This window comes from Microcoleus sp. AT8-A3, from assembly GCF_036705675.1.
Classification (GTDB): domain Bacteria; phylum Cyanobacteriota; class Cyanobacteriia; order Cyanobacteriales; family Microcoleaceae; genus Microcoleus.
Map to the genome: position 1 here is coordinate 70,931 of NZ_JAUBVD010000028.1, position 9,261 is coordinate 80,191.

At 47.2% G+C, this 9,261-nt stretch carries 7 protein-coding genes and 1 pseudogene; 3 read left to right on the forward strand and 5 right to left on the reverse strand.

From position 1 onward, the window contains the following. Positions 1-384 precede the first annotated feature (384 nt). Entirely contained in the window at positions 385-543 is a 159-nt protein-coding gene (locus QUB51_RS17460) for a hypothetical protein (protein WP_333054830.1), read from the reverse strand. Here QUB51_RS17460 and QUB51_RS17465 point away from each other — a divergent pair. Beyond that, the gene (locus QUB51_RS17465; RefSeq protein ID WP_333208260.1) at positions 506-2,464 is read left to right on the forward strand and encodes a cation:proton antiporter domain-containing protein; all 1,959 of its coding nucleotides are present in this window, start codon (positions 506-508) and stop codon (positions 2,462-2,464) included. The two genes, QUB51_RS17460 and QUB51_RS17465, sit on opposite strands and share 38 nt — an antisense overlap. Positions 2,465-2,513: 49 nt before the next feature. Here QUB51_RS17465 and QUB51_RS17470 read toward each other — a convergent pair whose 3' ends face one another. Next, positions 2,514-5,357, reverse strand: coding sequence for a CHAT domain-containing tetratricopeptide repeat protein (locus tag QUB51_RS17470; RefSeq protein WP_333262500.1), 2,844 nt, complete (start codon positions 5,355-5,357; stop codon positions 2,514-2,516). A gap of 12 nt (positions 5,358-5,369) precedes the next feature. Here QUB51_RS17470 and QUB51_RS17475 point away from each other — a divergent pair, with 12 nt between their 5' ends. Then, positions 5,370-5,507, forward strand: coding sequence for a hypothetical protein (locus QUB51_RS17475; protein ID WP_333298280.1), 138 nt, complete (start codon positions 5,370-5,372; stop codon positions 5,505-5,507). A gap of 169 nt (positions 5,508-5,676) precedes the next feature. Here the strand turns inward: QUB51_RS17475 and QUB51_RS17480 are convergent, their stop codons facing one another. Continuing rightward, positions 5,677-7,395, reverse strand: coding sequence for a S8 family serine peptidase (locus QUB51_RS17480; protein ID WP_333262503.1), 1,719 nt, complete (start codon positions 7,393-7,395; stop codon positions 5,677-5,679). A 475-nt stretch (positions 7,396-7,870) separates the two neighbouring features. Beyond that, the gene (locus QUB51_RS17485) at positions 7,871-8,344 is read right to left on the reverse strand and encodes a hypothetical protein (protein WP_333208256.1); all 474 of its coding nucleotides are present in this window, start codon (positions 8,342-8,344) and stop codon (positions 7,871-7,873) included. 55 nt (positions 8,345-8,399) lie between these two features. Between QUB51_RS17485 and QUB51_RS17490 the strand changes: the two genes are divergently transcribed. After that, positions 8,400-8,612, forward strand: a complete 213-nt coding sequence (locus tag QUB51_RS17490; protein WP_333208255.1) for a hypothetical protein — start codon at positions 8,400-8,402, stop codon at positions 8,610-8,612. 371 nt (positions 8,613-8,983) lie between these two features. Here QUB51_RS17490 and QUB51_RS17495 read toward each other — a convergent pair. Next, positions 8,984-9,196 (reverse strand): annotated as a pseudogene (locus tag QUB51_RS17495) (CHAT domain-containing protein); the annotation flags it as partial. Positions 9,197-9,261 lie beyond the last annotated feature (65 nt).

Consider the following 9,261-nt stretch of genomic DNA (forward strand, 5'->3'; position numbering starts at 1 on the left):
TTTAAATGCCGCAACAGCTTATCCGATGAAACTTGCCCCCCGAATTTATCCGTGGGGTCAATACTTCAATTCTAAAATCTAAAATCTAAAATCTAAAATCGATTGACTCCCCATCAAAATTCGTCAAATCCTCTCCCTCTGTGCCCGCATCCCCATCGGCATCGGAGTCTCGAACATAACAGACAATCTCTGGCTTAAGCTGTCGCGCATTTAAATTGTATATTCAGGGCGGGCGGGACGCTAGGGCCCCTACTCCCCACAAGACTTTAATTTTTTTTGACATACCCTTTAAATGCCGCAACAGCTTAGCTACAGCTTACTCGCATCTTTGACGCCAAGAGAATTATCTGATAAAGTTATAGCGACTATCAAGGTTTTTTAATCTTATTGGGAAAAATCCAGGGCCGTGCCGAGTTTGTAAGCTGCGCCGAAAATAGCGCCTGCACTCAAATTACCCGCGATCGAACATTTAAAACTGAGCGGGCAGCCTGTAACAATTATATCTATGGAAATCCCCTTTAACATCACCCAGTTGATGGTCATGACCGTCATCTGTGGCATCAGCGCTCAAGTTATCGCCGCTTATCTGAAAGTTCCGGCGATCGTCTTTTTGCTGTTGTTTGGCATTTTAGCCGGCCCAGACTGCTTGGGAGTGCTGCACCCGAATCTGCTGGGAAGCGGTTTGGAAGTTATGGTATCCCTTTGCGTAGCTTTAATTCTGTTTGAAGGCGGCTTGAATTTGGAATTGCGAGATTTAGGCAAACTTTCCGGCAGCATCCGCAATTTAGTTACCGTAGGCACTTTAATTACGCTCATAGGCGGCGGAATGGCCGCACACTGGTTGGGAGAATTTCCCTGGCCGATCGCATTTTTGTATGCTTCTCTAGTAGTCGTCACAGGCCCGACAGTAATCGGCCCTTTGCTCAAACAAGTATCCGTTGACAAAAAAGTTGCCGCCTTGCTAGAAGCAGAAGGCGTTTTAATCGATCCTGTCGGGGCAATTCTGGCAGTATTGGTGCTGAATATTATTTTAAACGGCAATGCTGATTTGCTGGTTTTGTTCCGAGATTTAATCGTGCGACTCTTCGTTGGCGCACTCGTCGGAGTTGCGGGAGGTTGGCTGCTGGGATTCATTCTCAAGCGATCGCAATTTCTCTCAGAAGACCTCAAAAACTTAGTAGTATTAGCTGGTTTGTGGGGATTTTTCGGCTTAGCAGAAGAAATCCGCAGCGAATCGGGACTGATGGCAACAGTGGTATCCGGCATCGTCCTCAGAGCCGCTGCTGTGCCAGAAGAAAGGCTGCTGAGGAGGTTTAAAGGGCAACTCACAGTCCTGGCTATTTCCATGCTGTTCGTGCTGCTGGCGGCCGATTTATCCCTCGCTAGTGTGGTCGCCCTCGGTTGGGGAAGTTTGTTTACAGTTTTAGCTTTAATGTGGGTAGTGCGCCCGATCAACGTTTGGCTGTGTACTTGGAACAGCGGACTGAATTGGCGGCAGAAATTATTTGTTTGTTGGGTAGCGCCGAGGGGAATTGTCTCAGCGTCGATCGCATCTTTATTTGCAATTTTGCTCACCCAGCGGGGAATCAACGGCGGCGACTCGATTAAAGCCTTAGTTTTCCTAACAATTATTATGACAGTTTTCGTCCAGGGACTAACAGCCGGACGGATGGCTCAACTTTTGGGAATTACCTCAAAATCGGCAACCGGTGCTGCAATTGTGGGGTCAAATCCTTTGAGCAGATTAATTGCTCGCTTGTTTCAAGAACGCGGAGAATCGGTGGCAATTATCGACACGAACCCGGAAGCTTGTGCACAAGCAGAACGAGAAGGTTTGCGGGTGTTTTTGAGCAGTGCTCTGGATCACAGCGTGTTAGAAGAAGCCGGACTGGATTCGATGGGAACTTTTTTGGCAATGACTAACAACGGCGAGGTAAACTTAGTGTTAGCTCAGCGAGCTGCTGAAGAGTTTGCACCCCCAAGGGTTTTGGCAATATTCCCCAAAGATCCGCAAGCAAATACGCCTGCTAATCAGAGTAAAATCAATCAAGCTTTTGTCTCCGATTTGTCGCTGAAGGATTGGAACGAATATTTGAGCGACGGCGAAGTGAAATTGGGGGAAACTGAGTTAAAAACAGAGGGATTGCAGTTTCAGATTGCTCACTTACAAGCTTTAGTTAAAGCCGGGGAGTTAGCGCCGCTGCTGCTGGAAAGGCAGGGATACTTGCAAGTAGTGTCGGCAACTCAGATTTGGCAAGCGGGCGATCGAATTATTTATTTGCTGTACGATCCGACACCGAAATTGTTGAAAAGATTGTCTGGTGCGTCGCAGTCTCGCTTGACTTTGGAAAAGCATCAGGTAGTTGAGGAAGTGCCGATTCCTTCTCCGGTTTTAGAGGAGGTTTTGGAGTCAGCAAAAATAGTTCCAGAGGATGAAATTTTGCAGCCGCCTGTTTCGCGATAAGGGTTTGTATCCCCGATCGTACTCTGTAATCTGCTTGTCGCGATCGTCCTTACTCTGCCTCCCCAATCAAAGTAAATGCCGCCCAATTTCGCGGCTGGGGATGAGTTTTCATCGTAGTTAACATTGCTTGCCGAAGTGCCTGTGCTTTGTCGGGATTATTTTGCAAGTTTTGGTAAAACGACTGCATCAATTCCGATGTCGGCGCATCAGGAACCGCCCATAAAGAAACAATCACACTCGGCACTCCGGCCGAAATCAAAGCGCGCGACAAGCCAATCACCCCATCCCCGGTAATTCTGCCTTCTCCAGTGTTGCAGGCACTCAAAACGACTAAGCTTGCTTGCAGTTTCATGTCGAAAATCTCTTCTGCGGTCAATAAGCCGTCATCGCTACCAGAAGGAGCCATAGCGATCGCACTTCCCAATCCGCGCACATCATCCAGCAATCCATGCGTTGCTAAGTGAATAATCGATGCTTGAGGCATTTTTTGGACGATCTGGGCTTTTGTCCCTTGTGCGCCTAAGATCGCTTGAGTATTGAGCAGAGGCGCGATCGCTCTAGCTTCAGCTTCAGCCCCAGGTAGAGGAGACAATTGCTGTTTGGGTTCTCCCACAGAGAGAGACACACTCGGCATCGTGGGATTGCCCAAGACTAGAGCCCTGCCACTGTTGGATTGCTTCTGTACTAACTTTTGCCGTTGCTGTCGGGTTAAATCTAATACTTGAATCGAGGGGGCGGTGAGAATCGTGTGTTTTTCGATTAAGTAAGTGCCGTTTGCATCTTGGAGGGCGGGGAAAGGCACTTGGAACAGGGAACGTTGGGGAATGAAAATGACATGGGCATTGGGGTCTTTGGGCAGAAGTGTTTGAATTGGATCGATCAGCAGTTGATGCAGTGTCGGTAAATCGGGTTGGGGTTGGGCAAAACCAGTGCTGCTGCGACTGCGAACAGCCAGGAATTCTTGATTGCCAATAATTAAGCTGGCTAGAGAGGCGTTGTGTTTTTGCCAGAGGGGTTTGAGATCGACTTCGCGAAACGCAATTTCGCCCGTGGGTTGAATCACCCAGATATAGAGGGCGGATTCTCGCCCTACAATTTGTTTGCCCTGATTCTGAAAGTCCTCATAGATGATGGAATACTGCACCAAAGTGGCGTTCTGTGCTTTGGCGATTTGGCGGATTTGCTCTTGATCGGGAGCAGTGGCAATGAGCGAATTGGCATCACCAGTTGATAAGCGCTCTGTCAGGAGATCGACAAAGGCACGGGCACGTCCCCGTTCGGCAATTTCTAAGGCGGCATTGGGGTTATTCTGAGCCACCCGGACTCGTTGCAAAGCCCGATAAGTGCGAGCTTGTTCTTCAAAGATGGAGACTTTATTCGCGTCGTTGGAACCGAGCATTTGACGCATCGATTCCCAAACTTGAATCCCATTGACGAGAATTTTCTCAGCTTCTGTGAGGTTGCCAGCTCTCAAGAACGCGGCTCCCAAGTTGTTGAGCGCCGTACCTTCCCCTCCGCGGTCTTTAATTTCGCGGGCGATGGCTAAACCCTGCTGCGTATACTCAATGGCTTGAGCATAGTTGCCCAGATAGAGGTAAGTGATTCCCAAATTGCTCAGTGCTGCACCCTCCCCAGAGCGGTTTTTAATTTCGCGGGCGATCGCTAAGCTCTGCTGGGCATACTCAATGGCTTTGGCATAATTACCCAGATAGATGTAAGCACCTCCCAAAGTGCCCAGTACCGCACCCTCCCCGTAGCGGTCTTTAATTTCGCGGGTGATCGCTAACTGTTGCTGTGCATACTCAATGGCTTTGGCAGGGTTGCCCATATCTATGTAAACGGCTCCCAAATTGCCAAGTGCCACACCCTCACTGCGGCGGTCTTTAGTTTCGCGGGCGATCGCTAAGCGCTGCAGTTTATACTCAACGGCTTTGGCATAGTTGCCCAGAGAATGGTAAGCACTTCCCAAATTGCCTAGTGCTGTACCCTCCCCAGAGCGGTTTTTAATTTCGCGGGCGATCGCTAAACTCTGCTGTGAATACTCAATGGCTTTGGCCGAGTTGTCCAAATGGTTGTAAGCGACTGCCAAATGGACCAGTGCCACGCCTTCCCCTTCGCGGTCTTTCATTTCGCGGGCAATTGCTAAACTCTGCTGTGTATACTCAATGGCTTGGGTATAGTTACCCAGATAGATGTAAGCACGTCCCAAATGGACCAGTGCCACGCCTTCCCCTTCGCGGTCTTTCATTTCGCGGGCGATCGCTAAACTCTGCTGTGAATACTCAATGGCTTTGGCATAGTTGCTCAGATAGAGGTAAGCACCTCCCAAATTGCCCAGTGCCACACCTTCCCCTTGGCGGTGTTTAATTTCGCGGACGATTGCTAAACTCTGCTGTATGTACTCAATGGCTTTAATATGGTTGCCCAGAGAGTTGTAAGCAGCTTCCAGATTGCCCAGTGCCCTACCCTCCCCTAGGCGGTCTTTAATTTCGCGGGCGATGGCTAAACTCTGCTGTGCATACTCAATGGCTTTAGCATAGTTGCCCACAGAGTTGTAATAGTTACTTAGAGAGTTGTAAATGGTTCCGAAATTCGTCAGTGCCCTAACTTCCCCTGGGCGGTTTTTGAGGGTGCGATAAATTTGCAGTGCCTGCTGCCAGGAATTCAGCGCTGCTGCGAATTGTCTAGTTTGATACTGTTGAATCCCCTGCTGCAAGAGCCGATCGGCCTCTAGTTGACGAGCATCGATCGCCTGAGCGATCGCTGGGGAGAGAGAGTCAGGAGTAGTTAATAGGGGGATAGTGGCAAGCAGGAACAGGGAAATGGAACCTAGAAAAACATTAGTGAGCCTAGAGTGGGTTGATTTGAGCCGCTTAAATGGGGAATACAGCATAGAATTCTAGAGTTGGAATTTAGAGAATTAGCCCGATCGCTCTTTCTGCCGTCCTCGTGCGATCGCCTCAATCTGCCACAGGCGATCGACCTTCCTAGAAGTTTACTCTGCCTCCCCAATCTCGCCGCCGGGATGAGGACTCAAATCTGAATTAGACGACAATTTTAGCGATCGGGCGATCGGTTTGAATCAAACCATTATCCACTGGCATAGTCAAATCCAACCTCAAAACCTGGCGTGTTTGGAGCGTTCATATCCAGAGCCGTCTGCTAAATATGCTCTATTAATGTCCGCTGGACTTAAGTGAGGATTTGCAATGCTATCCTGTTAACCCATTTCTATTAGCTGTTGTCGTCAAAATGTGCTCAACTTGAGCCGGAGTTAAAGTCGGATTGGCACTCAAAACTAAAGCCGCTACACCCGCTACCTGTGGCGTTGCAAAAGACGTACCAGTTCTGAGTTCATAATCCTCATCAGGAGTAGTAGAAACTATCTCTACTCCCGGAGCAACTAAGTAATCTAAAGGTCTGGAACCCGCCCGGTTAGAGCTATCAGCCATGCGGCCTCTTACATCAATGCTGCCCACTGCAATTCCCAAGCTATCGGCATTACGAGCTGGATAAGCTGGTTGGATGTCACCCGTATTTCCGGCTGCTATCACCACAACAGAGCCTTTGTTATTTGCATACTGAATTGCGTTATTTACTACGTTGGAAGGGACAAACTCATTTCCCAAGCTGAGGTTAATTACATTGGCTCCATTATCAGCAGCATAGCGGATTCCAGCAGCAATATTATTCACCGAGCCCCTACCAAAGGCGGGCAACACTCTGACAGGCATAATCTTAGCATTGGGCGCAACTCCTGTGATGCCAAAATCATTTCGTTCCGCCGCGATCGCACCTGCTATGTGAGTCCCGTGACCGTTGAAACTCATATCCATTGGGTTGTTGTCGCTAGCCACAAAATCCCAACCCCGAATATCATCAATATATCCGTTGCGATCGTCATCAATGCCATTTCCAGCAATTTCACCAGAGTTCCGCCAAATATTGTCATCCAAGTCAGGATGGGTGTAGTCAACACCAGTATCTACGACAGCTACAACAATCCCATTTCCTGTAATGTTCTGATTCCAAACTTCCGGTGCATTTATGACATCTAGCGCCCAATTAGTCCCGCCCAAATTGGGGAGAGCAGGGAAAGGAATTGAACTGTTCAAGGTGCTGGAAACTGCTGCATTTGCATTCACCAAACCGTAGCCGTAATTACTATTAAAAGGGCCGCTAGGTGTGGGAATATTTAGTTCAGGAATAGAGGTTGCAGAAAGATTCAGGTTGTAATTAGTAGAGCTGCCTAAGAAGCTATAAACTTGGACATAGTATGTTCCTGGAGCCAGATTGGATACATTAATGACATCGGGGACGGTGCCACTCTCAAGAGAGTAGTCAATAGTTTCCCCAAAATCAAAAACACCGTTGCGGTTTCTATCTTGAATTAACCTTACGTCAGCATCCGCTCTCAAACCGTCTAGACGCAGGTTAAAATTGCTTTTAGTGTTGATATCGAATCGATAGAAATCGTCCCGATCGCCTAGACCCACAAAATCAGTTAAACTGATGCTACCATTCTGAACGCCAAAAATATTACGAGCTGTCGAAAGAGTGTTACCTGGATCGGCGAAATTCAACTGGGAAGCAGAAATCATTCCTGTTAGCGGATCTGCGTTTGCGATCGCCGATTCTGACTGCGGTTTGAGTTGATCATCGGCGACATCGCCAGTAACTCGATCGCTCGCAGGGAAACTGAAGCCTTCGCCTGCATTAGCTACAATAAAATCTGCTATCTGTGTCTGTTGGTCGAAGCTGGATGCTGTGGGATTAGTCAAGCTAGATTCAGCACTATAACCAGGAATATTCAATGGATCGATCGCTGGCTTGAGCAAGTCGCTGTTAGCCGGAAATGTTGATGGGGCGAGATCCTTTGGCTGTTGATTGAAATAAAGGCGATCGTTAGGATTGGTTGTGATGTCTAACATAATTTAAAAACCCCGATATTTTGATTCATTCTTTAGTTAAATCTTAGGCGGCCCAAATGGAAAAATCATTCGTTCTACCCACAGACTTGATTAAGTATTAGGTGCAAACTAGATTGCGGGAAAGTGCAAGTTATGTGAATATGTAGCGTAGATGGTTCACTGCCATCAGTTTTGAGATTGAAGCGCGATCGCGAACAAAGATGCATTCCACAGTCCTTAGCGGGAATTAATTCCCTGTCTCATAGCGCAAGTCCTCTCAAAGAGGACTGAAGAAGATAACTCATTAGTCCTCTTTCAGATATAAATGAATTCAACTATCAAATAGAAATATTGATCTTCCTGAAAGCGAGCTAACAGTTCCGGTATGCGATCGGGCATATCTTCATCTTCCGCAAGATACAGCATATTCCAGGTTTGTGAAGTACACCTCAGAAACCGGGTTTCTTTACAGTTCTAGCCTTTAAACTGATTCTGTTCAAGAAACCCGGTTTCTCTGTACTACACATATATGGAATATGCTGTAAGTATCGCTAAACTCGGTACTTACCAAATGTTCGGTAATTCGGTAACACATTCGCAGTTTGCTGTCCAGCATCGGATCTGGCGGTACGGGGGGTTGACTTTTTTGTACAGATTCCGACTGCACGCTTTGCTGTGCCACTCTAATCGCGGACTCCCACAAATTTTTGTTGCGGACTCTTTCGTCCGGGTCGATAATTCCTGCATCTTTCAATACCTCTGTCAGCAATTTCCACAAATGATAAGCAACGTATCGCGCTAAGTAGCATATTTCATAGTTCCGCGCGATCGCATAATTATTCTTGATTTCTTGGTATGTCAAACCATCTAACACTCCTTGAATAATTGCTCGCTGTAAGCCGTTCAATGGTTCGCCTCTCTTTTTCTGTACCAGGTTATCTAGAATGTTTGTAGCTGATTCTGCATTCATAAAGTTACGCAGTAAGTTGACAGTTGACAGTTGACTTAAATTTTAAGCAACCCAGATGGGAAAATCATTCGTTCTACCCACAGACTTGATTAAGTATGAGGTGCAAAATAGATTGCGGGAAAGTGCAAAGTATGTGAATATGCAGAGTAGATGGTTCACTGCCATCGGTTTTGAGATTGAAGCGCGATCGCGAATAAAGATTCATTCCACAGTCCGCCAGGGAATGAATTCCCTGTCTCATAGTGCAAGTCCTCTCAAAGAGGACTGAAGAATATAACTCATCAGTCATCTTTCAGACAGGATTTACGCACTCAGACCAAAGAAACCGGGTTTTTTACCGAATCTGCGGGTCACAACGCGTCTTCTCGAAAAAACCCGGTTTCTGGGCCCCATGCGTAAGTCCTAGAGATATAAATGTCGCTTTTAGGCGAAGTCTAGACCCCCCTAAATACCCCTGGTTGTTGGGGAGTAGGGGTTGACTTTGAATGTTCTTGTTCCCCCTTCTTAGGTCGGGGAACTTTGACAACTTCTTGTCCCCCCCTTCTTAAGGGGGGCTAGGGGGGATCGGGATTTAATAGTTAAACAGCAGTCCCCGATCGCGATAAAAATATCGATATCCAATCCACTATTAATAAAAACTTACTCTGCCTCCCCAATTAAAGTAAATGCCGCCCAATTTCGCGGCTGGGGATGAGTTTTCATTGTGGCTAACATTGCTTGCCGCAAGGCCTGTGCTTTGTCGGGATTATTTTGCAAATTTTGATAAAACGACTGCATCAATTCCGATGTCGGCGCATCAGGAACCGCCCATAAAGAAACAATCACACTCGGCACTCCTGCCAGGGTAAACGCATCTTAATTTCAACCTCAAACATGATAAGATGAAGTGTTTAGCTAAATCAAGTGCGTAATTGATA

Excerpts from the sequence above, each read along its gene's own strand:
- QUB51_RS17480 (WP_333262503.1), bottom strand. The coding sequence starts at position 7,395 with ATGTTAGACATCACAACCAATCCTAACGATCGCCTTTATTTCAATCAA.
- QUB51_RS17485 (WP_333208256.1), bottom strand. The coding sequence starts at position 8,344 with ATGAATGCAGAATCAGCTACAAACATTCTAGATAACCTGGTACAGAAA.
- QUB51_RS17465 (WP_333208260.1), top strand. The coding sequence starts at position 506 with ATGGAAATCCCCTTTAACATCACCCAGTTGATGGTCATGACCGTCATC.
- QUB51_RS17470 (WP_333262500.1), bottom strand. The coding sequence starts at position 5,357 with ATGCTGTATTCCCCATTTAAGCGGCTCAAATCAACCCACTCTAGGCTC.
- QUB51_RS17460 (WP_333054830.1), bottom strand. The coding sequence starts at position 543 with ATGACCATCAACTGGGTGATGTTAAAGGGGATTTCCATAGATATAATT.
- QUB51_RS17490 (WP_333208255.1), top strand. The coding sequence starts at position 8,400 with ATGGGAAAATCATTCGTTCTACCCACAGACTTGATTAAGTATGAGGTG.